General features: G+C 69.6%; 23 protein-coding genes. 13 read left to right on the forward strand and 10 right to left on the reverse strand.

Annotation, left to right across the window (positions count from 1 at the left end):
* The first annotated feature begins 48 nt into the window (after positions 1–48).
* The gene (gene lnt / locus AC3CCI_RS00150) at positions 49–1677 is read left to right on the forward strand and encodes an apolipoprotein N-acyltransferase (protein WP_488627725.1); all 1629 of its coding nucleotides are present in this window, start codon (positions 49–51) and stop codon (positions 1675–1677) included.
* Positions 1678–1747: 70 nt separating this feature from the next.
* On the opposite strand, the gene AC3CCI_RS00155 is transcribed toward lnt, so the two are convergent.
* The 4 genes from AC3CCI_RS00155 to AC3CCI_RS00170 form a co-directional block, all read right to left on the reverse strand.
* Positions 1748–2113 (reverse strand): RNA polymerase-binding protein RbpA, encoded by a 366-nt coding sequence (locus tag AC3CCI_RS00155; RefSeq protein WP_354594139.1) that lies wholly within the window; start codon positions 2111–2113, stop codon positions 1748–1750.
* Positions 2114–2229: 116 nt separating this feature from the next.
* Complete coding sequence (locus AC3CCI_RS00160; RefSeq protein ID WP_488627726.1) at positions 2230–3018, reverse strand: glycerophosphodiester phosphodiesterase family protein; 789 nt, start codon at positions 3016–3018, stop codon at positions 2230–2232.
* Positions 3015–4160, reverse strand: a complete 1146-nt coding sequence (locus tag AC3CCI_RS00165; RefSeq protein ID WP_488627727.1) for an SPFH domain-containing protein — start codon at positions 4158–4160, stop codon at positions 3015–3017. Before AC3CCI_RS00165 ends, AC3CCI_RS00160 begins: the two co-directional genes overlap by 4 nt.
* A 4-nt stretch (positions 4161–4164) precedes the next feature.
* Positions 4165–4644 (reverse strand): NfeD family protein, encoded by a 480-nt coding sequence (locus AC3CCI_RS00170; protein ID WP_354594136.1) that lies wholly within the window; start codon positions 4642–4644, stop codon positions 4165–4167.
* A gap of 124 nt (positions 4645–4768) precedes the next feature.
* Here AC3CCI_RS00170 and AC3CCI_RS00175 point away from each other — a divergent pair, with 124 nt between their 5' ends.
* The 6 genes from AC3CCI_RS00175 to AC3CCI_RS00200 all read left to right on the forward strand — a co-directional run bounded on the left by AC3CCI_RS00175 (position 4769) and on the right by AC3CCI_RS00200 (position 8441).
* Positions 4769–5536, forward strand: a complete 768-nt coding sequence (locus AC3CCI_RS00175) for an SDR family oxidoreductase (protein WP_354594135.1) — start codon at positions 4769–4771, stop codon at positions 5534–5536.
* A 13-nt stretch (positions 5537–5549) separates the two neighbouring features.
* Entirely contained in the window at positions 5550–6005 is a 456-nt protein-coding gene (locus AC3CCI_RS00180) for an NUDIX hydrolase (RefSeq protein WP_354594134.1), read from the forward strand.
* Between the two features lie 155 nt (positions 6006–6160).
* A complete protein-coding gene (folE, locus tag AC3CCI_RS00185) occupies positions 6161–6748 on the forward strand; it encodes a GTP cyclohydrolase I (RefSeq protein ID WP_488627728.1) in 588 nt (195 codons plus the stop codon).
* Complete coding sequence (gene folP, locus AC3CCI_RS00190) at positions 6741–7682, forward strand: dihydropteroate synthase (RefSeq protein ID WP_488627729.1); 942 nt, start codon at positions 6741–6743, stop codon at positions 7680–7682. Before folE ends, folP begins: the two co-directional genes overlap by 8 nt.
* Entirely contained in the window at positions 7679–8122 is a 444-nt protein-coding gene (locus tag AC3CCI_RS00195) for a dihydrofolate reductase family protein (RefSeq protein WP_488627730.1), read from the forward strand. The genes folP and AC3CCI_RS00195 overlap by 4 nt, the downstream gene beginning before the upstream one ends.
* Positions 8097–8441 (forward strand): dihydrofolate reductase family protein, encoded by a 345-nt coding sequence (locus AC3CCI_RS00200; protein WP_488628704.1) that lies wholly within the window; start codon positions 8097–8099, stop codon positions 8439–8441. The genes AC3CCI_RS00195 and AC3CCI_RS00200 overlap by 26 nt, the downstream gene beginning before the upstream one ends.
* Positions 8442–8477: 36 nt before the next feature.
* Here AC3CCI_RS00200 and dhaM read toward each other — a convergent pair whose 3' ends face one another.
* From dhaM to dhaK, 3 genes are all read right to left on the reverse strand, one after another.
* The gene (gene dhaM / locus AC3CCI_RS00205; protein WP_488627731.1) at positions 8478–9164 is read right to left on the reverse strand and encodes a dihydroxyacetone kinase phosphoryl donor subunit DhaM; all 687 of its coding nucleotides are present in this window, start codon (positions 9162–9164) and stop codon (positions 8478–8480) included.
* A gap of 2 nt (positions 9165–9166) precedes the next feature.
* Complete coding sequence (dhaL, locus tag AC3CCI_RS00210; protein WP_354594105.1) at positions 9167–9817, reverse strand: dihydroxyacetone kinase subunit DhaL; 651 nt, start codon at positions 9815–9817, stop codon at positions 9167–9169.
* A 167-nt stretch (positions 9818–9984) separates the two neighbouring features.
* Positions 9985–10986: a dihydroxyacetone kinase subunit DhaK gene (dhaK, locus tag AC3CCI_RS00215; RefSeq protein WP_488627732.1), complete on the reverse strand. Its 1002-nt coding sequence runs from the start codon at positions 10984–10986 to the stop codon at positions 9985–9987.
* Between the two features lie 197 nt (positions 10987–11183).
* On the opposite strand from dhaK, the gene AC3CCI_RS00220 reads away from it, so the two are divergent.
* Both AC3CCI_RS00220 and glpK read left to right on the forward strand, forming a co-directional pair.
* Positions 11184–11921 carry an MIP/aquaporin family protein gene (locus AC3CCI_RS00220; RefSeq protein WP_354594103.1) on the forward strand — a complete coding sequence of 246 codons (738 nt, stop codon included), beginning with the start codon at positions 11184–11186 and terminating at the stop codon, positions 11919–11921.
* Positions 11922–12079: 158 nt separating this feature from the next.
* A complete protein-coding gene (gene glpK / locus AC3CCI_RS00225) occupies positions 12080–13600 on the forward strand; it encodes a glycerol kinase GlpK (RefSeq protein ID WP_354594102.1) in 1521 nt (506 codons plus the stop codon).
* 141 nt (positions 13601–13741) lie between these two features.
* On the opposite strand, the gene trpD is transcribed toward glpK, so the two are convergent.
* Positions 13742–14797 carry an anthranilate phosphoribosyltransferase gene (gene trpD / locus AC3CCI_RS00230; protein WP_354594101.1) on the reverse strand — a complete coding sequence of 352 codons (1056 nt, stop codon included), beginning with the start codon at positions 14795–14797 and terminating at the stop codon, positions 13742–13744.
* A gap of 105 nt (positions 14798–14902) precedes the next feature.
* On the opposite strand from trpD, the gene ctaE reads away from it, so the two are divergent.
* The 4 genes from ctaE to qcrB are packed head-to-tail and all read left to right on the forward strand — an operon-like array spanning position 14903 to position 19147.
* Positions 14903–15547: an aa3-type cytochrome oxidase subunit III gene (ctaE, locus tag AC3CCI_RS00235; protein WP_194593768.1), complete on the forward strand. Its 645-nt coding sequence runs from the start codon at positions 14903–14905 to the stop codon at positions 15545–15547.
* A 21-nt stretch (positions 15548–15568) separates the two neighbouring features.
* The gene (gene qcrC, locus AC3CCI_RS00240; RefSeq protein ID WP_354594100.1) at positions 15569–16384 is read left to right on the forward strand and encodes a cytochrome bc1 complex diheme cytochrome c subunit; all 816 of its coding nucleotides are present in this window, start codon (positions 15569–15571) and stop codon (positions 16382–16384) included.
* 37 nt (positions 16385–16421) lie between these two features.
* Positions 16422–17489, forward strand: a complete 1068-nt coding sequence (gene qcrA / locus AC3CCI_RS00245) for a cytochrome bc1 complex Rieske iron-sulfur subunit (protein WP_056256107.1) — start codon at positions 16422–16424, stop codon at positions 17487–17489.
* Between the two features lie 47 nt (positions 17490–17536).
* Positions 17537–19147, forward strand: coding sequence for a cytochrome bc1 complex cytochrome b subunit (gene qcrB / locus AC3CCI_RS00250; protein ID WP_354594326.1), 1611 nt, complete (start codon positions 17537–17539; stop codon positions 19145–19147).
* Between the two features lie 1524 nt (positions 19148–20671).
* Here qcrB and AC3CCI_RS00255 read toward each other — a convergent pair.
* Complete coding sequence (locus tag AC3CCI_RS00255; protein ID WP_354595440.1) at positions 20672–21088, reverse strand: cytochrome c oxidase subunit 4; 417 nt, start codon at positions 21086–21088, stop codon at positions 20672–20674.
* 5 nt (positions 21089–21093) lie between these two features.
* Positions 21094–22839, reverse strand: coding sequence for an aa3-type cytochrome oxidase subunit I (ctaD, locus tag AC3CCI_RS00260; protein WP_354595439.1), 1746 nt, complete (start codon positions 22837–22839; stop codon positions 21094–21096).
* Positions 22840–22850 lie beyond the last annotated feature (11 nt).

Genomic DNA, 22850 nt, shown 5'->3' on the forward strand with positions numbered 1-22850 from the left:
AGCGGCGGGCCGACGGGTCTCCCAGACGTCCCCACCTAGAATCGCGGGGTGTCCTCCCGAGCGTCCGACGTCCGACTGCCCCTCTGGCTCGCCGTGGTCGTCGCGCTGGGGGCCGGCGCCGTCCTCGACGGCGGCTTCCCCGACGGCGACGTCTGGCCGCTGACGTTCGTCGGCATCGGGTTCGTGCTGCTCGCGCTGAAGGGTCGATCGCTCGGTGGCTCGTTCCTCGTCGGTCTCGTCGCCGGGCTGTCGTTCTACCTGATCCACATCTCGTGGGCGACGCTCTTCCTGGGCGTCGTGCCGTGGGCCGCGCTCTCGACGCTCGAGGCACTGTTCTTCGCGGCCGGGGCCATGCTGATCACGCTCGCGTACCGCTGGGTGCCCAGGGTCTGGCCGGGAACCCTGGGCCGGACGGTCCTGCTCCCCGCCGTGGTGGGCGGGCTCTGGACGTTCCGCGAGTTCGTCGCGGGCAACTGGCCCTACGGCGGCTTCGCCTGGGGGCGGGTCGCGCTGAGCCAATCCGAGAGCCCGTTCGCCGGCCTCGTCGCCTGGCTGGGCATCTCGGGACTGTCGTTCCTCATGGTGGCGATCGTCGCCGCGCTCCTCCAGCTCGCCCTCCAGACCACCGTCCGCGGGTCGACCCGGGTGCTCGCCGGCGCCACGGTGGTCGTGGCCGCACTGGCGGTGCCCGCCTGGCCCACGCACTCCTCCGGGACGGCGACCATCGCCGCCGTCCAGGGCGACGGCGACGCCGGGTACTTCTCCGACCGCGAGTACGGCGACCTCACCAACGCCCAGGTGCTGGCGATGAGCAGCCTGCAGGCCCAGCTGGCCCAGCTGCCCGAAGACCAGCGCAGCCTCGACATGATCGTCTGGCCCGAGGGCGGCAGCGACCGCGACCCGACCCGTGACGCGGCCGGACGGTACGTCTTCGACGCGATCAGCCGCGGCTACGACGCTCCGCTCGTCTCCGGCGTCATCACGCAGAGCGACGACGGCGAGACCGTCTACAACTCGTCCCTGCTGTGGTCCGACGGAGCCGTGCAGGACCAGTACGACAAGAAACACCCCGTCCCGTTCGGCGAGTACGTCCCCGACCGCGACTTCTGGCGTCCGTTCGCCCCCGACCTCATCGACCTCATCGGTCGGGACTACACCCCGGGGACGCGTGACGAGGTCTTCGACCTCGGCGACTTCCGGGCCGGCATCTCGATCTGCTTCGACATCGTCGACGACCAGCTCATCACGAACATGATGGACGAGGGCGCCCAGGTCATCATCGGCCAGACGAACAACGCCGACTTCGGCACGAGGCCCGGCCAGACCGACGAGAACGAGCAGCAGCTCGCCATCGCCCGCCTCCGGGCGATCGAGACCGCTCGGCCCCTGGTCAACGTCTCGACGGTCGCCTCGACGCGGGCCATCGACGCGTCGGGCCGGACGACGGCGAGCATCCCCGACTACGAACCCGGCACCATGGTCGCCGTCGTCGACCTCGGGACGGGGACGACACCCGCCGTGGTCGCCAGTCGCGCGATCGAACTGCTCGTCTCGTTCTTCGGGCTGGCCGCGCTCGTCCTGTCCCGCCTCTTCATCGGCACCCGCCGGTCACCGCGACGCCGTCTGCTCGACGAGGCGCCCGACCCCTTGTTGCCGCGGTGGCGGGTGGTCGACTGATCGGCCCGCCCCCGGGCCACGAGAAGAGGCCCGGCCACCTCACGGTGTCCGGGCCTCTCGTGGTCTGCGGTCAGGCACCGATCTTGTGCTGACCCTTGCGGGCACGCAAGAAGTCGAGTCGTTCTTGCAAGAGCTCTTCGAGCTCGACTCGACTGCGGCGTTCGAGCAGCATGTCCCAGTGGCTGCGGGGGACCTTCACGTCGCCGGCGTCGATCTCGACCGGCTTGCCGTCGGCCGTCAGCAGACGGCCTTCCTGACCACTCTTGGGGGACTGCCAGATGTCCGGGATCTCGGCGTCCGCAGCGAACACCATGTCGAACGTCTGACCGTCGGCCGTCTGGTAGACGGCCTTCTTGCGGGGCGAGAACTCCACGCCCTCTTCGCTCTGCAGGCTCTGGCTGCCGAGCCTCATTCCGCGCAAACTGCGATCTGCCATTGTGTGGTCTCCTCTCGCGTTGCAATCACCCGTTGTAACCCGTTCTGGACCCCGCCCGTTCCGAGCCGTGCGCTTTCACAGTCGCTTCACAGTGCCCGGGCAGGCTCGTCAGCCGGTCACTCCCGGTGGTGACGCACCTCGCCGAGGGCCAGGTCGGCGCGATCCGAGACGATGCCGTGGACGCCGAGGGAGAGCAGCCGGGCCATGTCGGCGGGCTCGTTGACCGTCCAGACGTGCGTCTCGACGCCCAGCTCGGCGAGCTCGGCCACACGCGTGGCGGTGACGATGCGGACGGGCCCCTTGCGCTCGGGCACCTGGACGGCCCCGCATCCGGTCAGGGCGCGACGGATGAGGGATCGCCGCAGCCGGGTGACCGGGACGAGCCCGGCGGCCACGGCCGCGACGATGCCGCGTGACGAAGCCGAGGTGGCGACACCCGGCAGCGCTGCCACGGCCCGCAGGCGCCGACGGTGGTCGAACGAGGTCACGAGCACGCGATCCGTGGCCCGCACCCGCTTGATCGACCGGACCGCCGGCGCGACCGCCTCGTCCGACTTGAGGTCGACGTTGAACCGCGTCTCGGGAAACGCGTCGAGCGCTTCGTCGAGGGTGGGGATCTCGTGCTCGCCGTCGAGCCGGACGGTCTTGACGTCGGCCAGATCGAGGTCGAGGAGGCGCTGGTCGCGTCCCGCGAGCCGCTTCAGGTCGGGGTCGTGGCTGATCACGGCGATGCCGTCGCGCGTGGCGTGGACGTCGGTCTCGACGTAGGTCGCACCCACCGACACGGCCAGGGCGAAGGCCAGCATGGTGTTCTCGGGCGCCTCGACGGCCAGCCCGCGGTGGGCGAGGACGCGCGGCCCGGGCGGCGCGAACCAGCCGGCCGAGATCGGGGGACCGCTCGTCACGACGAGGTCGTCGGCGGAGCGGTCGGCCCTGTGCCCGAGGCGTCGGCGTCGGGGGCGGAGCCGGCGGCGGCGTCACCCGCCGCGCCTCCTCGGGGAGGCGTGCCACCGGCCGTGTCACCGGGGGTGGTCACCGTCGGGAACCCCAGGTCGGGTTCGGCCTCGAGGTCGACCGTCGAGGCCAGGTCGGGGGTGACGTCCATCTCGGAGACCTTGGGTGCCTCGGTCGGCGTCCATCCGGGCGCGTTCGGGTCGCGCGGGGCGAAGAACCCCTGCCCGATGCCCTTGAGTGCCTCGGTCAGCTCGCTCGGGATGATCCACATGGTGTTGGCCGAACCGTCGGCGATCTTCGGCAGGGTCTGGAGGTACTGGTAGGCCAGCAGCTTCGGGTCGGGGTCACCGGCGTGGATCGCGTTGAACACCGTCGCGATGGCCTCGGCCTCACCCTGTGCCCTCAGCACCTGGGCCTTCGCGTCACCTTCGGCCTTGAGGATGGACGACTGGCGCGAACCCTCGGCCTCGAGGATCTGGGACTGCTTGGTGCCCTCGGCGGTGAGGATGGCCGCGCGACGGTTGCGCTCGGCGCGCATCTGCTGCTCCATCGAGTCCTGGATCGACAGGGGCGGGTCGATGGCCTTGAGCTCGACGCGTCCGACCCGGATGCCCCATTTGCCCGTCGCCTCGTCGAGGACGATGCGCAGCTGACCGTTGATGTTGTCGCGGCTGGTCAGCGCCTGCTCGAGGTTCAGCCCGCCGACGACGTTGCGCAGCGTCGTCGTCGTGAGCTGCTCGACGGCTCCCAGGTAGTTCGCGATCTCGTAGGTCGCGGCCCGGGCGTCGGTGACCTGGAAGTACACCACCGTGTCGATCGAGACCACCAGGTTGTCCTCGGTGATCACGGGCTGTGGCGGGAACGAGACGACTTGCTCGCGCATGTCGATCAGCGGGCGCACCCGGTCGATGAACGGCACGAGGAGGTTGAGTCCGGGGGAGAGGGTCTTGTGGTACCGACCCAGGCGTTCGACGACGCCGGCGCTCGCCTGCGGGATGATGCGGACGGAGCGGAACAGGATGACGAGGACGAGCACGACGACGATCGCGACGACCACGACGGTGACGACGGTGCCGGCACTGATGGTGTCCATGGGTTCAGGACCTCTCTGCGGGGGCGACGAACGCGGTCGACCCCTCGATGGCGGTCACGACGACCGGGGACCCGGTGTCGAGTGCGAGGTCGGCGCCCGCCGACGTCGCGGGGGAGGACAGCACCCGTGCCGTCCAGGTCTCGCCGTTGGACAGCTTCACCTGGCCGGGGTCGGACCCGATCGGCACCACGACGGTGCCACGCAGGCCGAGCAGGGCCTCGACGTTGCTGGGGGTCGGATCGCCGCCTCGCCGGAGGGCGCGGAGGAGGGGCGGTCGCACGGTGAAGAGCAGCAGCACGGCGAGGACGGCCGCCACGATCGCCTGCAGCCACCACGGGGCGCCGAAGAGCCCCGCGAGCAGGCCCCCGACGCTGCCGAGGGCGAGCATCAGGAAGGTGAACTCGAGCGTCGTCACCTCGACGATGACGAACACCAGGATGAGCGCGACCCACGCGACCCATGCGAAATCGTCCAGGACGTCCATGTCGACCTTCTCTCGTTCCCCTGTTATGGAAACTACCACCGTCCACCGACGCTGACGAGGGTGGTTGGTAGGGTCGAGTCCGGCCCGCGGGCCGACCGACCCCTCGCACAGTCTGGAGCACGCCTTGTCCAACCCCCTCGCCGCAGAATCCCTCACCGGAACCCGAGTCCTGGTCACCGGATCGTCCCGGGGGATCGGCGCCGACACGGTGCGCTACTTCGCCGAGGCCGGGGCCAAGGTCGTCGTCAACTACCGCAACAAGGAGAAGCGGGCACTGCAGCTCGTCTCGAAGATCGAGGAGGCCGGTGGTGAGGCGATCGCGATCGGTGCCGACCTGACCGACGACGCCAGCGTCACCGCCCTGTTCGACACGGTGCGCGACGCGTGGGGCGGGCTGGACGTCCTGGTCATGAACGCCTCGGGCGGCATGGAGACCGGCATGGCCGAGGACTACGCCCTCAAGCTCAACCGCGACGCCCAGGTGGCCCTGCTGACGGCCGCGCTGCCGTTGCTGGCCCCGGGGTCGCGCGTCGTCTTCGTGACCAGCCACCAGGCGCACTTCATCCGCACCACCGAGACGATGCCCGAGTACCTGCCGGTCGCCCTCAGCAAGCGCGCCGGCGAGGACGCCCTGCGCGAGATGCTGCCTCAGCTCGAGGCCGCGGGCGTCGAGTTCGTCGTGGTCTCGGGCGACATGATCGAGGGCACCATCACGGCGACCCTGCTCGAGCGGTCGAACCCCGGCGCCATCTCGTCGCGCAAGGAGAGCGCGGGCAAGCTCTACAACGTCGCCGAGTTCGCGGCCGAGGTCGCGTCGGCCGCCATCGACCCGATCCCGGCCGACCACACCCGTCTCGTGGGCGACACGAGCGATTTCGCCCCGATCGTCTGAGACGGGGCACGTCGTGACCGAGAGGGTCGTGCGTCCGACCTCGCGCCTCCTCGTCCTCGACGAGGACGACCGACTGCTGTTGATGAAGACGGTCGCTCCCGACACGAGCCGTCTCGCCCGCTGGATCACGCCAGGCGGCGGCGTCGACCCGGGCGAGACCCACGTCGAGGCGGCCGTCCGTGAACTGCACGAGGAGACCGGCCAGGTCGTGACCGAGGTCGGCGACGTCGTCCGCGTCGACGACTTCGAGGTGCCCTGGGACGACGCCGACCACACGCACGGTCACGCCGAGTTCTTCGTCGTCCGACTGCCGCACTTCGAGGTCGTCGACGACGACTGGACCGACGACGAACGAACCGACATCCTCGAGTCGCGCTGGTTCACGCTCGACGAGTTGACGACCGGCGACGAACAGGTCGAGCCGGCCGACCTGGCCGGGCTGCTCCGTCAGGTGCTCGACCGGAGCTGACGCGACAAGCCCCTTCTCCCAGTTCGTCGCGCGTGACTGATAATGCACATTATGTCAAGTAACCGTGGGAGACGCCCCGGATGAGGTAGCACGGGGTGGGCAGAACGCCCGTCACGGACGGCGCGACCGATCCCGTCGCCTGAGAGGATGGTGCGATGACCCACCCGCCGATCGACCGGCCCCGCATCGAGGCCGCCGTGCTCGAACTGCTCGCCGCGATCGGTGAGGACGTCGGCCGGCCCGGGCTCGAGTCGACGCCGCGGCGCGTCGCCGACGCCTACGCCGAGTTCTTCTCGGGGCTCACGGTCGACGCCGCCGACCTCGTGGCCCAGGCCGCCGTCCCGGCCGAGAGGCACCAGCTCGGCGAGGTCGTCATCGTCCGCGACATCTCGTTCCGTTCGGTGTGCGAGCACCACCTCCTGCCCTTCGTCGGCGTCGCCCACGTGGCCTACGTGCCCGGTGAGACGATCGTCGGGCTCGGCGCACTCCCCCGGGTCGTCGACGCCGTCGCCTCGCGGCCGCAGCTGCAGGAACGCCTCGGTGAGGAGATCGCCGAGGCCGTCCAGGCCGGTGCCCGTCCCGACGGCGTGCTCGTCGTGCTCGACGCGGCGCACGGCTGCGTGACGACGCGGGGAGCTCGACAGACCCGCAGCACGACGGTGACGCTCGCCAGCAGGGGCGTCCTGTCCGAGCCCTCGGCTCGCGCCGAGGCCGTGGCCCTCATCGGCGCGTCCCGTGTCTGACCCCGCGAGCGGCCGTCGCGAGGCCGCCCCGTCGGCGGTCGTCCTGCCGCCCCTCCGCGTCCCCGTGCGGCGCATCGGGGCGCGCACCGTCGACTTCTCCCGCCAGGTCGCCGTGATGGCCGTCGTCAACCGGACGCCCGACTCGTTCTTCGACCAGGGCGCCACCTTCGCGCTCGACCGGGCGGTTCGTGCCGCCGTGGACGCGGCCGAGGCGGGTGCCGACTGGGTGGACATCGGCGGCGTCCCGTTCGCCCCGGGGCCCGAACTGTCACCCGCCGACGAACTCGACCGGGTGCTGCCGGTGGTCGAGGCCCTCGCCGGCCGGTCCGACGTCGTCATCTCGGTCGACACCTTCCGTCCCGAGGTCGCCGAGCGGGTCGTCGCCGCCGGGGCCCACGTGATCAACGACACCACGGGGCTGCACGACCCGCGCCTCGCCGACGTGGTCGCCGACTCCGACGCCACGCTCGTCGTCACCCACAGCCTGGCCGCACCGCGTCGCCCCCATCCCCGCCCCCACTACGACGACGTCGTCGCCGAGGTCGTCGAGTTCCTGACCCGCCGGGTCGACCTCGCTCGGGCCCACAACGTCCGCGACGACCGGATCGTCGTCGACCCGGGGCACGACCTCAACAAGACCACGCGGCATTCGCTCGAGCTCACCAGGCGACTGTCCGAGGTGGCGGCCCTGGGGCACCCGACGCTCGCCGCCGTGTCGAACAAGGACTTCGTCGGTGAGTCGCTCGGCCGTGACAGGCCCGACCGTCTCGCCGGTTCGCTCGCGGCGGCCACGGTCAGCGTGCTGCAGGGCGCGCGCATCGTCCGGATGCACGACGTCCGGGCCAGCGTGGACGCCGTCCGCATGGTCGAGGCGATCCTCGGCTGGCGGGACCCCGTCGTCGAACGCCACAACCTCGAGGACGAGGCCCCGTGACCGCGACCACCGTCACGCAGCTGCATCCCGCTCCCCCGCGGGCCGGCGCCGTCCTGACGGTCGACGACCTCGTCGACCTGCACAGCCCGGCCGACCGCTCCAGCCCCCGGGTCCGAGCGAACTTCGTCGCGAGCGTCGACGGCTCGGCGACGGCCGCCGGCCGGACGCGCGACCTCGGCGGCCCGGCCGACCTGCTGGTGTTCGACCTGCTGCGTCGGCTCTGCGACGTCGTGGTGGTCGGGGCCGGCACCGTCCGCGACGAGGGCTACGGTCCGATGCGGCTGGACGACGACGCCGTCGCCTGGCGCCGCGCGGCCGGGCTGCCCGACCACCCCGTGTTCGCGATCGTCTCCGGCACGCTCGGCCTCGACCCGACGAGCGGGGTGTTCACGGGCCCCCGTCCGCCCGGTCGTCCTGACGCACGACGGGGCCCCTCGTGACGCCCGCGCCCGACTCGGCGAGGTCGCCGACGTCGTGTCGTGCGGTCGCGACCTGGTCGACCCGCGCCTCCTCGTCCGGGCCCTGGTGGAGCGAGGTCTGACCCAGATCCACACCGAGGGCGGGCCGGCGCTGTTCGGCGACCTGGTCGCCGCCGACGTGGTCGACGAACTCTGCCTGACGGTCTCACCGAACTTCGAGGGGGGCGCCGGGCCACGCATCGTCGCGGTCCGCGAGGCGATGGCGCTCAAGGGACTGGCCCTCGACCACGTCCTGCTCGCGGACGACATGCTGCTGACGAAGTGGTCGCGACGCCGCTGAGGACGGCGCCCGGGAGGCGCGGGTGGCGCGGGGCGGTCAGCTCGCCTTCTCGCCGAACCCGCCCTCGATCAGCGTGATGAGGTCGTCGACGGCCGCGGCGGCGTCGGGCCCCGTGGCCATCACGGCCACCGTCGACCCGACGCCCACGTTCAACCCCATGATGCGCAGCAGGCTCTTCGCGTCGACGCCGTTGACGGTCACGTCCGCCTGGTACTTCGACGCGTGCGTGACGAGGTCGGCGGCCGGGCGGGCGTGCAGTCCGGACTCGTTGACCAACACGGCCGAGCGCTCGATCGCGTCTCCGCCGCGCAGCTCGCGCTCGTCGGCGTGGGCGTCGGCGACGCCCGTCGCGGTGCGGGCCGCCGCGGCGACGGCCTCGAGGTCTCCCCCGGTCTCGGCGGCGACGGCAGCGGCCACCGTGCCCTCGACCAGCGGGGCGTCGGCGATGACCACGCGCTCCTTGTCGGCGTCGTCGAGGAAGTCGACGGCCGTCTCGCTGGTCAGGATGGCCGAGCCGAGGTCGCAGAGCACGACGGCTCCCCCGCCGGTCCCGGCCACGGCCAGGGCGGCCGAGATCTTGTCGAAGCTCGTGCCGATGCCGCCGTCGTCCGTCCCGCCGGCGGCGACGAGGGTCGTCGTCGGCGCCATCTGACGGGCCAGGTCGACCACGCCCTCGGCGATCTTGGCGCTGTGGGAGACGACGACGATTCCGATGGTGGGCATGCTCAGGACTCCTTGGTCGTGCCGTCGGCGGCGTCCGCCGCCGCGGCGATGATGAGGGACGACGACTGGGCGCCGGGGTCCCGATGGCCGACGGCTCGTTCGCCGAGGTAACTGGCCCGTCCCTTGCGGGCCACCAGGGGCTCGGTCGAGGCGGCTCCGGCCGCGGCGGCGTCCGCGGCCGCCCGGAGGACCTCCGCGGGGCTCGCTCCCCCGGCTGCGGCAGCTGCGGCGGCGTCGACCGCCGGCGTCCAGGCGTCGATCATGGTCTTGTCGCCCACCTCCGCCTTGCCGCGCAGCACCACGCCGTCGCGGGCCGCCGTCAGGAACGCCACCAGCGCCTCCGAGTCGAGCTCGGTCGCGTCGCCCAGAGCGGCCGACCCCTTGAGGTACGCCGTGCCGAGCAACGGACCCGAGGCGCCGCCGACCGTCGAGATCAAGGTCGTCGCGACGAGCTTGAGCGCCGCACCCGGCGTCGCGTCCGCGGGCAGGTCGGCGAGCCGGCTGCGGACGGCGGTGAATCCCCGCGAGAGGTTCTCGCCGTGGTCGCCGTCGCCGATCTGCCGGTCGAGCTCGCTGAGGGCGGTGTGCTCGGCGGCGACGACGTCGGCCGTGCGGTCGATCCAGGCCCGGGTCCAGGTGGCGTCGAGTGTCATGCGGTCGTCGATCCTCTCGTGGTGCGCTGTCTCGTGGTGCGGTGGTGCGGTGTCTCGTGGTGCGGTGGTGCGGTGGTGCGGTGTCGTGGCGTGGGGCGTCCCGGTGTCGCCGCGGGGTGGGCCGTCGCGTCCGCGTCCTGGTCGGACGGGGCTCCGTCGACGCCGGGTCACCGTCCCCGGCGGAGCGCAGCCGTCTCGACCGGCGCGTCCCAGAGCTCGGTGAGTTCGTCGTCGAGACGCGTCAGCGTGATCGACATGCCCTGCATCTCGAGTGACGTGACGTACGAACCGACGAGGCTGCGCGTCACCTCGACCCCCTGACCCTCGAGCACCTCGGCCGCGTGACGGTAGGCGATGTACAACTCGACGAGCGGCGTGCCCCCCATGCCGTTCACGAAGAGCAGCACCCGGTCTCCGGACGCGACCCCGAGGTCGTCGGTCACGGCGGCCAGCAGCCGGTCGACGACCGCGTCGACGGGCTCGAGCGGTACGCGCTCACGACCGGGCTCTCCGTGGATGCCGATGCCGATCTCGATCTCGTCGTCGGCCAGCGTGAAGCTCGGCTCACCGGCGTGCGGGACCGTCCCCGCCGTGAGCGCCACCCCCATCGACCGGGTCGCCTCGTTCGTCCGACGGGCCACCTCGGCCACCGCGTCGAGCGAGTCCCCCCGTTCGGCCGCGGCCCCGGCCGTCTTCTCGACGACGACGGTGCCGGCCACGCCCCGTCGACCCGCGGTGTAGAGCGAGTCCTTGACCGCCACGTCGTCGTCGACGAGCACGGATCGGACCGTGATGCCCTCGGCCTCGGCGAGGTCGGCGGCGGTCTCGAAGTTGAGGACGTCGCCCGTGTAGTTCTTGACGATGTAGAGGACGCCGGCCCCGGCGTCGACGGCCTGGGTGGCTGCGAGGATCGGGTCGGGCGTCGGCGAGGTGAAGACGGGGCCGGGCACGGCGGCCGAGAGCATCCCGTGGCCGACGAACCCGGCGTGCAGGGGTTCGTGACCGCTCCCCCCTCCGCTGACGATCGCGACCTTGCCCGGCACGGGGGCTGCCGCGCGCCGGACGAACGTCGGATCGTGCGAGACGACCACGAGGTCGGCGTGCGCCGCTCCGAAGCCGGCCACGGCCTCGTCGACGACGTCGGACGGATCGTTGATGAGCTTCTTCATCGAAGTACCTTTCTCGGCGCGGGAGGCGGTGCTCGGGGCACCAGGCTGTCGCTCAACCTACTCCCAGGGCACCCCGATGCACATATGTGCAAACCCCCGATGTTTCCTTCTCATCCCGTGTGATCACAGCACTAAGGTGTTGACACACGCTCACCGCGGGTGCACTGTCGCCCCGCCGTACGACAAGGAAGGTCGACGTGAACCTGGGATTGATTTTTCTCTCTGAAACGGTGGGCACCGCGATGCTGCTCACCCTCGGTGGCGGCGTCGTCGCCAACGTCGCGCTGACGAAGACCAAGGGCTTCAACGGCGGGACACTCATGGTCAACTTCGGCTGGGGCCTCGCGGTCTTCGTCGGGATCCTGGTCTCCTACTCGTCGGGCGCCCACCTCAACCCGGCCGTCAGCATCGCGCAGCTGATCCTCGGCAACATCACGTTCGGGGCGTTCCTCGTCTACGTGCTGGCCCAGATGGTCGGAGCGATCATCGGTGCGGTCGTCGTCTGGCTCGCCTACAAGCAGCACTTCGACGACGAGCCCGACCCGGCCACCAAGCTCGGCGTCTTCTCGACCGGCCCGGCCATCCGCAACTACGGCTGGAACCTCGTGACCGAGATCATCGGCACCTTCGTGCTGGTCTTCACGATCATCGCCATCACCAACGGCGCCTCACCGAACGCCGCCAACCTCGGCCCGCTCGGCGGCCTGGCCGTCGCCCTGCTCGTGGTCGGCATCGGCGCGTCGCTCGGTGGCCCGACCGGCTACGCCATCAACCCCGCCCGTGACCTCGGTCCCCGCATCGCCCACGCCTTCCTGCCCATCAAGGGCAAGGGCGGCAGCGACTGGTCGTACGCCTGGGTGCCGGTCGTCGGCCCGCTCGTCGGCGGCGCCCTCGCGGCGCTGCTGTCCTTCCCGCTCCTCCCCCTGGCCGGCTGACCCCGGCATCCACCTGATCGGCCGAGGCCGGCCCACCCGCGCCGACCGACCCCGATCGCACCACCCGCTCCCAGCAGAGGCTCGGGCCCGTCCGCTCGAATGGACCGTCCCGGGCCTCTGTGCGAGCCGCATCCATCAACGACGAAGGAGTTCCACCCGTGAGCGACACCGACTACGTCCTGGCCATCGACCAGGGCACCACCAGCACCCGCGCCATCATCTTCGACCACTCGGGTTCGATCGTGGCCACCGGCCAGAAGGAGCACGAGCAGATCTTCCCCCGTGCCGGTTGGGTCGAGCACGACCCCGCCGAGATCTGGGAGAACACCCGCGAGGTCATCGGCCAGGCCCTGTCCCGCGCCGACATCACGCGTCACAACATCAAGGCCGTCGGCATCACCAACCAGCGCGAGACCGCCGTCGTCTGGGACAAGACCACCGGCAAGGCCGTCTACAACGCGATCGTCTGGCAGGACACCCGCACGCAGCCCATCGTCGACCGCCTCGCGGCGGACGGCGGCGTCGAGCGCTTCAAGCCGATCGTCGGCCTGCCGCTCGCCACGTACTTCTCGGGCACGAAGGTCGTCTGGATCCTCGAGAACGTCGAGGGTGCCCGCGAGAAGGCCGAGGCAGGCGACCTGCTCTTCGGCACGACCGACACCTGGGTCCTCTGGAACCTCACGGGCGGCACCGACGGCGGCGTCCACGTCACCGACGTGACCAACGCCTCGCGCACCCTGTTCATGGACCTCGAGACGCTCCAGTGGCGTGACGACATCCTCGAGGCGTTCGACGTGCCGAAGTCCATGCTTCCCGAGATCAAGAGCTCGTCCGAGGTCTACGGCACGGTCGAGGCGTCGAGCCTGCTCCGCGAGGTGCCGATCGCCGGCATCCTGGGCGACCAGCAGGCCGCGACCTTCGGCCAGGCCGCCTTCGACCAGGGCGAGTCGAAGAACACCTACGGCACCGGCAACTTCCTGATCTTCAACACGGGCGAAGAGATCGTGCACTCGAAGAACGGGCTGCTGACGACGCTCGGCTACAAGCTCGGCGACGCCGCCCCGCACTACGCGCTCGAGGGGTCGATCGCCGTCACGGGCTCGCTGATCCAGTGGCTGCGCGACAACCTGGGCCTCATCGGCTCGGCCCCCGAGGTCGAGGAGCTCGCCAAGACCGTCGACGACAACGGTGGCGTCTACTTCGTCCCCGCCTTCTCGGGCCTGTTCGCGCCGTACTGGCGCTCCGACGCCCGAGGCGCCCTCGTCGGCCTCACGCGGTACGTCAACAAGGGCCACATCGCCCGGGCCGCGCTCGAGGCGACCGCGTTCCAGACCCGCGAGGTGCTCGACGCCGTCAACGCCGACTCGGGCGTCGACCTGACCGAGCTGAAGGTCGACGGCGGCATGACGGCCAACGACGCCCTGATGCAGTTCCAGGCCGACATCCTCGACGTCCCGGTCGTCCGTCCGGTCGTCGCCGAGACCACCGCCCTCGGCGCGGCCTACGCGGCCGGTCTCGCGGTCGGCTTCTGGGAGACCCTCGACGACCTGCGCGCCAACTGGCAGGAAGACAAGCGCTGGACGCCGAACATCGACGCGGACGAGCGCGACCGCACGCTCCGCCTCTGGAAGAAGGCCGTCACGAAGACCTTCGACTGGGTCGACGACGACGTCAACTGATCCACGCCACGCGAAGGGCCCGTCCGACAGGACGGGCCCTTCGTCGTCGCCTCGACGCGACGGCCGCGAGCCGGCACCGCCGACCCGAGGAGGCGCGGCGACGGTCAGGAGGCGCGGCCCGCGTCACGAGGCGCGGCCGCGTCACGAGGTGCGCGTCGCCGCCACCCACTGGTCGAGCTTCGCGATCGCCGCTCCCGAGTCGACGGCCCGGGCCGCGACGTCGAGCTGCTCGCGGAACCGCGCGAGGATCGGTCGCTCCCGCTGGCCGGGGTCGGCGGCGAGCCCGTACGACACCAGGCCCGCGGCGGCGTTCAGCAGGACGATGTCGCGGACCGGCCCCCGGGCCCCGGCCAGCACTTCGCGGGCGACGCCGGCGTTGTGCTCGGCGTCCCCGCCGATCAGGTCGGCGATGCGCGCCCTCGGGATGCCGAGCTCGAGCGGGTCGAGGTCGTGCTCGGTCACCGAGCCCGCCGTGACCTCCCAGATGTGGCTGTGGCCCGTCGTCGTGAGTTCGTCGAGGCCGTCGTCGCCTCGGAACACCAGCGCCGTGGCACCCCGGGTCTGGAACACGCCCACGATGAGCGGCACCTTGTCGAGCGACGCGACGCCGACCGCGCTGGCCTCCGGTCGTGCGGGGTTGACCAAGGGGCCGAGGAAGTTGAACACGGTCGGCACCCCGATCTCACGACGGACGACGGCGGCGTTGCCGAAGCCCGGGTGGAAGGCGGCGGCGAAGGCGAAGGTCAGGCCGGCCTCCTTCAGCACCGCCGCCACGCGGTCGGCGCCGATGGAGAGGTCGATGCCGAGGGCCGAGAGGACGTCCGACGAGCCCGAGGACGAGCTCGCGGCACGGTTGCCGTGCTTGATGACCGGCACGCCCGTGGCGGCCACGACGATCGACGCCATGGTCGACACGTTGACGGTGCCGAAGCGGTCGCCGCCCGTGCCGACGATGTCCACCGCCATGCTGTCCACCGGCAGGGCCACCGCGTGGGCGAGGACCGCGTCGCGGAAGCCCACGATCTCGTCGACGGTCTCGCCCTTGGCCCGCAGGGCGACCAGGAAGGCCCCCAGCTGCGCGGGGGTGACGTCGCCCGTCATCACCTGGTCCATCGACCACGTGGCCTCGTTGATGGAGAGGTCCCGACCGGTGAGCAGAGCGTCGATGATCAGGGGCCAGGTGAGCTCGGAGGTCATGCCCACAGGCTACCGGCGCGGCCGGACCCGTCCGATGTCTCGTCGTCAAGGGAAATTCCCGACCCGGGGTTTCCGGCGCAAACCCAGGGCGAGTTACCAGGCATAATGGACCTCGTGACAAGTACCTCTCTCTCGAGACCTTCTGGCGGCCCGGTCGTCAACCGACCCAGCACGGTTGCCGTGGGCACCATCGTGTGGCTCGGCAGCGAGGTCATGTTCTTCGCCGGCCTCTTCGCGATCTACTTCACGCTGCGCTCGACGTCTCCCGGCCTCTGGGCCGACCAGACGGCACTGCACAACGTGCCGTTCGCCCTCACGAACACGATCACGCTCGTGCTCTCGTCGGTGGCCTGCCAGTTCGGCGTCTTCGCCGCCGAGCGCATGCAGCCGCACCGTACCGGTCGCCTCTTCCAGGTCGGCCGCTGGGGCATGGTCGAGTGGTTCTTCCTCACCTACGCCATGGGCGCGGTCTTCGTCTGCGGCCAGGTCTACGAGTACGCGACCCTCGTCTCCGAGCACGTGACCCTCAGCTCGAGCGCCTACGGCTCGGCCTTCTACATGACGACCGGGTTCCACGGCGCGCACGTCATCGGCGGTCTGATCGCCTTCCTCCTCACCATCGGTCGTGCCTACGCCGTCAAGAACTTCGGGCACAAAGAGGCCACCACGGCCATCGTCGTGTCGTACTACTGGCACTTCGTCGACGTGGTCTGGATCGGCCTCTTCATCGTCATCTACCTCCTCAAATAGGCATTGGATCGTCTACACAGCATGTTCTCCAGAACCTCGTCCTCCCGACGCACCAAGAAGGTCGGCCGTCGCGGCCCCGTCGCCACCGCCTCCTTGCTGCTCGTCGGCCTGCTCACCACGGGTGGTGCCTACGCCCTCTTCTCGTCGACCGCCTCGGCGGACGAGAGCAGTGCGACCGCGACCTCGCAGCAGAGCATCGACGAGGGCCAGAAGCTCTTCGCCTCGAACTGCGCCACGTGCCACGGTCTGAGCGCCGCCGGCACCGACAGCGGCCCGAGCCTGATCGGCGTCGGTGCGGCGTCGGTCGACTTCCAGGTCGGCACCGGTCGCATGCCCATGGCCGTGAACGGTCCGCAGGCCGAGCAGAAGCCCACCCAGTTCTCCGACGAGCAGGTCGCCGCCATGGCCGCCTACGTCGCGTCGTTGGCCCCCGGCCCCGCCATCCCCGACGACTCGTTGCTGCAGGCGGACGGTGACACCACCAACGGCGCCGAGCTCTTCCGCATCAACTGCGCCATGTGCCACAACGTCGCCGGTGCCGGTGGTGCCCTCACGCAGGGCAAGTACGCCCCGCCGCTCGAGGGCGTCACGGCGCACCACATCTACGAGGCCATGCAGACCGGCCCGCAGAACATGCCGGTCTTCAACGACCTCAACCTGTCGCCCCAGGACAAGGCCGACATCATCACGTACCTCAAGTACGTCGAGAACACCCCGTCGCCGGGTGGATTCGAGCTCGGAAGCCTCGGCCCCGTCGCCGAAGGCCTCTTCATCTGGATCTTCGGGCTCGGTGCGATCGTCGCGATCACCATCTGGTTGACCGCCCGGTCGAACTGACCCGCGTTCTCTCCGTACTTCACGAAAGGCAGAAACAATGGCAGAGCACGACGACGAGGCCCCCACGGCGGGCTCGGCTGTCGAGAAGCGCGAGCCTCGACAGGTCTCGGCCGGCACGGCGGTCGTCACGTCCGACGTGTTCCAGAACCCGGGCGAACCGCCGCACCGCGATCGCGTCACCGACATCGACCCCAAGGTCGAGAAGCGTGCCGAACGCCAGGTCAGCCTCTTCTTCTTCCTGTCCATCGTCGGCAGCATCGCCGCCATCGGTGCCTATGTGGCGTTCCCCATCACCTCGGGTGACTCGGGCTCCGTCCGACTGAACAACCTCTTCCTGGGGCTGGGCATCGCCCTCGGCCTGCTCTCGGTCGGCATCGGTGCCGTGCACTGGTCCAAGACCCTCATGCCCGCGCGTGAGATCACCGAGATGCGGCACGACACCCGCGGGTCGGAGCCCACGCGCGAGAAGGCGGTCGAGGTCTTCGCCCTCGGCAACCACGAGAGCGGTTTCGGACGCCGGTCCCTCATCCGCAACAGCCTCATCGGCGCCCTCGTCGCGACTCCCCTGCCGGCCGTCGTCCTGTTCCGCGACCTGGCACCGGCCGAAGACCCGAACGCGGTCCTCCGCCACACCCTGTGGGAAGAGGGCATGCACCTCGCCACCGACCCCGCCGGCGCCCGCATCCGTGCGTCCGACGTCACCCTGGGTTCCGTCTTCCACGTGATCCCCGAGAACCTCAACGAATCAGAACACCTGCTCGAAGAGAAAGCCAAAGCGGCCGTCCTCCTCATGCGCCTCAAGCCGGAAGACCTCCACCCGGCCGAGGGACGCGAAGACTGGCAGTACGACGGAATCGTCGCCTACTCGAAGATCTGCACGCACGTCGGCTGCCCCGTGGCACTGTACGAGCAGCAGACACACCACCTGCTCTGCCCCTGCCACCAGTCCACGTTCGACGTGACCAACAACTGCGAAGTGATCTTCGGGCCCGCCAAGCGCCCCCTGCCGCAGCTGCCCATCACGGTGGACGCCGACGGGTACCTCGTCGCGCAGAGCGACTTCCACGAACCTGTGGGCCCGAGCTTCTGGGAGCGCGAAAAGTGATCACCACCACCCCGACACACGGTGCCGAGCCGGCCACGTCCGACAACATCGGCAAGGCTCCCGCCTTCGCGCCGACGAAGACCAACAAGATCCTCGGCGCCACCGCGAACTACATCGACGAGCGCACCAGCATGTCCGGCCTGGTCAAAGAGGTCGGTCGCAAGATCTTCCCCGACCACTGGTCGTTCATGCTGGGTGAGGTCGCCCTCTACTCCTTCGTCGTCATCCTGCTCTCGGGCACGTTCCTGACGTTCTTCTTCCAGCCGTCCATGGCCGAGGTCAACTACAACGGGTCGTACGTCCCGCTGAAGGGCCTCAACATGTCGGCCGCCATGGCGTCGACGCTCGACATCTCGTTCGACATCCGCGGTGGTCTGCTCTTCCGTCAGATCCACCACTGGGCAGCCCTGCTGTTCGTGGCCGCGATCATGCTGCACATGCTCCGCGTGTACTTCACGGGGGCGTTCCGCAAGCCGCGTGAGATCAACTGGGTCGTCGGCTTCTCGCTCTGGATCCTCGCCATGGCCGAAGGTTTCACCGGCTACTCGCTTCCCGACGACCTGCTCTCCGGCAACGGTGCTCGAATCATCGACGGCATGATCAAGGGCATCCCCGTCATCGGCGTGTGGATCTCGTACCTGGTCTTCGGTGGCGAGTTCCCCGGCACCGACATGGTGGGGCGTTTCTACTCGCTGCACATCATGCTGCTGCCTGCCCTGCTCATCGCCCTCCTGGGTGTGCACCTCCTGCTGCTGATCATCAACAAGCACACCCAGTTCGCCGGGCCGGGCAAGACGAACCAGAACGTCGTGGGCGTTCCGGTCATGCCCGTGTTCGCGGCGAAGGCCGGTGGGTTCTTCTTCATCGTCTTCGGCGTCATCGTCCTGATCGCCTCGCTGTTCACGATCAACCCGATCTGGAACTACGGGCCGTACGACCCCTCCCCCGTGTCGGCCGGTACCCAACCCGACTGGTACATCGGCTTCGCCGACGGCGCCCTGCGTCTCGTCCCGCCGGGTTGGGAGTTCGTCGCCTTCGGCTACACCGTCTCGATGAACATCCTCGTGCCGATCACGGTCCTCGGTCTGTTCATCGTCGTGGTCCTGCTCTACCCGTTCTTCGAGGCCTGGGTCACGGGTGACAAGCGTGAGCACCACATCCTGGACCGCCCTCGCAACGCCCCGACCCGCACGGCGATCGGTGCCGCCGGCATCGTGTTCTACGCCAGCCTCTGGGCGGCGGCGAGTTCCGACATCATGGCGACGCACTTCCACCTGTCGTTGAACTACGTGATCCACGCCTGCCAGGCTGCGTTGATCCTCGGCCCGTTCATCGCTTTCTGGGTCACCAAGCGCATCTGCTTGGCACTGCAGAAGAAGGACCGCGAGATCGCCCTGCACGGCTACGAGTCGGGCCGCATCGTCCGCCTTCCCGGTGGCGAGTACATCGAGGTGCACGAGCAGCTCGACGAGTACGAGCGCTGGCGCCTGCTCGACTTCAACGAGTACGAGCCCCTCATGGTCCGGCCGAACGCCAACGGCAAGATCACCGCACTCCAGCGGGCACGAGCCTCGGCGTCGTCGTTCTTCTTCGAGGACCGCATCGCCCCGGTGAAGCGCTCCGAGATCGAGGCATCACACCACGACGAAGGTCACTGACACCACGACCATCTGACGGACGAAGGCCCGGTCGCACATTCTGTGCGATCGGGCCTTCGTCATGCACGCTGCGGGTCGGGTCGGGTCGCGTCGGGTCGGGTCGGACGTCGTCCTCCGGCTCCAGCCGAGGCACTCGTCGAACGAGCGGCTCGAAGCCCGTCCGGAGCATGGCTCGCCGCTGCACCGTGCGCGGCGTGAGCTCGAGCAGGCAGCGCTACAGCCGCGGGCGCTCCCGAGAACAGGGACGCCCTCTCGACGGCGCCCCGAGGGGACGGCCTCCCCACTCGCCTTCACCGAGCGTGCTGTCGAGCTCATGCCGTGGTCTGCACCCATGAAGGCCGACGTCCCGACCACTCGCTGCACCCCGGCCGAATGACGGCTCGAGGGCCCGAGGCCCGGGACCCTGGCACGGCCTCACCTGACGGCGGGCCGCTCGCCAGGGACGAAGTGCGAACCTCACCATGCAGTCCAGCTGGGCTCGTCGTAGGCGGGCTGGCCTCGTCGTGGGCCGGCTGCTGGGCTCGTCGTAGTCGGACTGGGCTCGTCGTAGTCGGACTGAGCCCGTCGTAGTCGGACTGAGCCCGTCGCAGGCGGGCGGGGCTCGTCGCAGGCGGGCGGGACTCGTCGCAGGCGGGCGGGGCTCGTCGCAGGCGGGCGGGGCTCGTCGCAGGCGGGCGGGGCTCGTCGCAGGCGGGCGGGGCTCGTCGCAGGCGGGCTCAGCCCGTCGAAGGCGGGCTGAGCCCGTCGTAGGCGGGCGAAGCTCGTCGTAGGCCCGCTGGGCTCGTCGGATGCCGAGTCTGCCCGTCGTAGGTCAGGCGGGCTCGTCGTAGGGGGGCTGGGCCCCCCAAGCTGGCCCGCGTCGTCCCGCGCGGGCTCGGCTCGTCCCGCGCGGGCTCGGCTCGTCCCGCGCGGGCTCGGCTCGACCCCGCGAACTCGCTTCGCTCCCTGCAGGCGAGGTGTGTTCTCCCAGATCCCCCGCAGGACCACAGCGTGGGGCGAGCGAGAGATCGACGATGGGAGCCGCGCCACACTGCTGCGCATGGGCGGCGTCAACCGAACTCGTGTGCACGTGCGCGCCGAAACGCGATCACCGAGGCACCACTCGAGAACCGGCAACGGCGATTAGGGGCCGGGGATGAAGGGCCAGAGGCAAGGGTTCCTGAGTGAGCGGCTCGCAGTAGGGGGCCCGGGACGTCCTGCCCGCGCCGGAGGTCGGGTCGGTCCCGTCGATGTGAGCCACATTCGTATTCCGGTCACGCCGCATCCTGGCGTCAGGCGGCGGCAAGATCGCACGAAAGACAGGCCGCAGAAGTTCCGCATCACCGACCGATCAGGGACGATCGGCCGGAACAACCCAGCGTGAGCCTGGTCATGTCTCTCGCGCACACTCCCCCGTCGCAGCGACGGACAGATGCCAGGCACTGCTCGGCGATCGTCTGCCGAAACGCCCGGTCCACGAACCCCGGGCGCACGACGAAGGGCGCCGATCCGGAGATCGACGCCCTGTCGAATGGCTCTGTCGCCCTAGTGGGCGAAGTTGCCTCGGTAGTACTCGTAGACCCAGCCGACCAGTGCCACAGCCGTGAGGGCCGCACCGATGTAGATGATCCACATGCCCACAGCGAGGGCCAGGAAGATCAGGCTGCAGCCGGCGGCCAAGATGATGGGCCACCAGGACCACGGGCTGAAGAAGCCCATCTCGGGGTCACCGTCGTCGATGTTGGCGTCCAGACGGTCCTCAGGCAGCTCGCCACCCTGGGTGGCGTGGGAGCGACCCATGTAAAAGGCCAGGAAGGCACCCAACATGCCGGCCAGACCGATGCCGAGCGTGCCGGCCCATTCGACCTTACCCGTGTCGAGCAGGCTCCAGAGCACGTAGACCGCGCACATCAGGAAGAAGAAGATCGCGAGGATCCAGAACAGCGTCGCGTTGGTCTTCATCGGGGCTACTTCACTTTCTCGCTGGACGCGTCGTACGTCGGCGCGTCAGGCGCGTCCTTGACGGGGCCGATGCCCACGGGCAGGCCCGCCTCGGGGTGGTTCAGGTCGAACGCAGGCGACTCCGAACGGATGCGCGGGATCGATGTGAAGTTGTGGCGCGGCGGCGGGCACGACGTGGCCCACTCGAGCGAGCGGGAGTAACCCCACGGGTCGTTGACCTCGACCTTGGGAGCACGACGAGCAGTGATGTACACGTTGTAGAGGAACGGCAGGATCGAGATGCCGAGCAGCATGGCTCCGATGGTCGACAGCTGGTTCATCCAGGTGAAGTGGTCCTCGGGCTGGTACGTGGCGTATCGACGGGGCATGCCCATGACGCCGAGCCAGTGCTGGACGAGGAACGTCGTGTGGAATCCGACGAAGAGCATCCAGAAGTGGATCTTGCCGAGGCGTTCGTTGAGCATCTTGCCCGTCCACTTCGGCCACCAGAAGTAGAAGCCGGAGAACATGGCGAACACGACGGTGCCGAACACGACGTAGTGGAAGTGCGCCACGACGAAGTAGGTGTCGGACACGTGGAAGTCGAGCGGAGGCGAGGCGAGGATGACGCCCGTCAGACCACCGAAGGTGAAGGTGATGAGGAAGCCGATCGCCCAGAGCATGGGGGTCTCGAAGGTGACCGAGCCGCGCCACATGGTGCCGATCCAGTTGAAGATCTTCACCCCGGTGGGGACGGCGATGAGCATCGTCATCAGCGAGAAGAAGGGCAGCAGCACCGAACCGGTGACGTACATGTGGTGTGCCCAGACGGTCACCGACAGGGCCGCGATCGAGATGGTCGCGTAGACGAGCGTCTTGTACCCGAAGATCGGCTTGCGGCTGAAGACCGGGAAGACCTCGGACACGATGCCGAAGAACGGCAGGGCGATGATGTAGACCTCAGGGTGGCCGAAGAACCAGAACAGGTGCTGCCAGAGGATCGCACCGCCGTTGGCCGGGTTGAACACCTGCGCGTCGAACACGCGGTCGAAGCCGAGGCCGAAGAGGGCGGCGGCCAAGACCGGGAACGCCATGATGACGAGGATCGACGTGATCAGGGTGTTCCAGGTGAAGATCGGCATGCGCCACATGGTCATGCCGGGGGCGCGCATCGACACGATGGTGGTGATGAAGTTCACCGAGCCCAGGATGGTGCTGAACCCGGTCAAGCCGAGTCCGAACACCCAGAGGTTGCCGCCGAGACCCGGCGAGAAGGTCGTGTCGCTCAACGGCGCGTAGGCGAACCAACCGAACGACGCCGCACCCTGCGGGGTGAGGAAGCCGGCCACGGCGATGATCGAACCGAACGAGTAGAGCCAGAAGGCGAAGCCGTTGAGCCGCGGGAAGGCGACGTCGGGTGCACCGATCTGCAAGGGCATGAGCACGTTCGCGAAGCCCGAGAAGAGGGGCGTGGCGAACATGAGCAACATGATCGTGCCGTGCATGGTGAAGAGCTGGTTGTACTGCTCTTTCGTGGCGACGATCTCGAGGCCCGGCGCGAAGAGCTGGGCGCGGATGATCAGCGCCATGACCCCGCCGAGGCAGAAGAAGAGGAACGACGTGATCAGGTACATGTACCCGATCGTCTTGTGGTCCGTCGACGTGATCCAGTTGACGACGACGTTGCCCTTGCGGCCGACCTTCGAGGCGCCGAAGTTCTGACCGGAGGACGTCCCGCCGGTGGTGGGACGGGTGGCGGTGGCTGAGCTCATCGAACCTGTGC

It is taken from the genome of Frigoribacterium sp. CF331 (assembly GCF_057787905.1).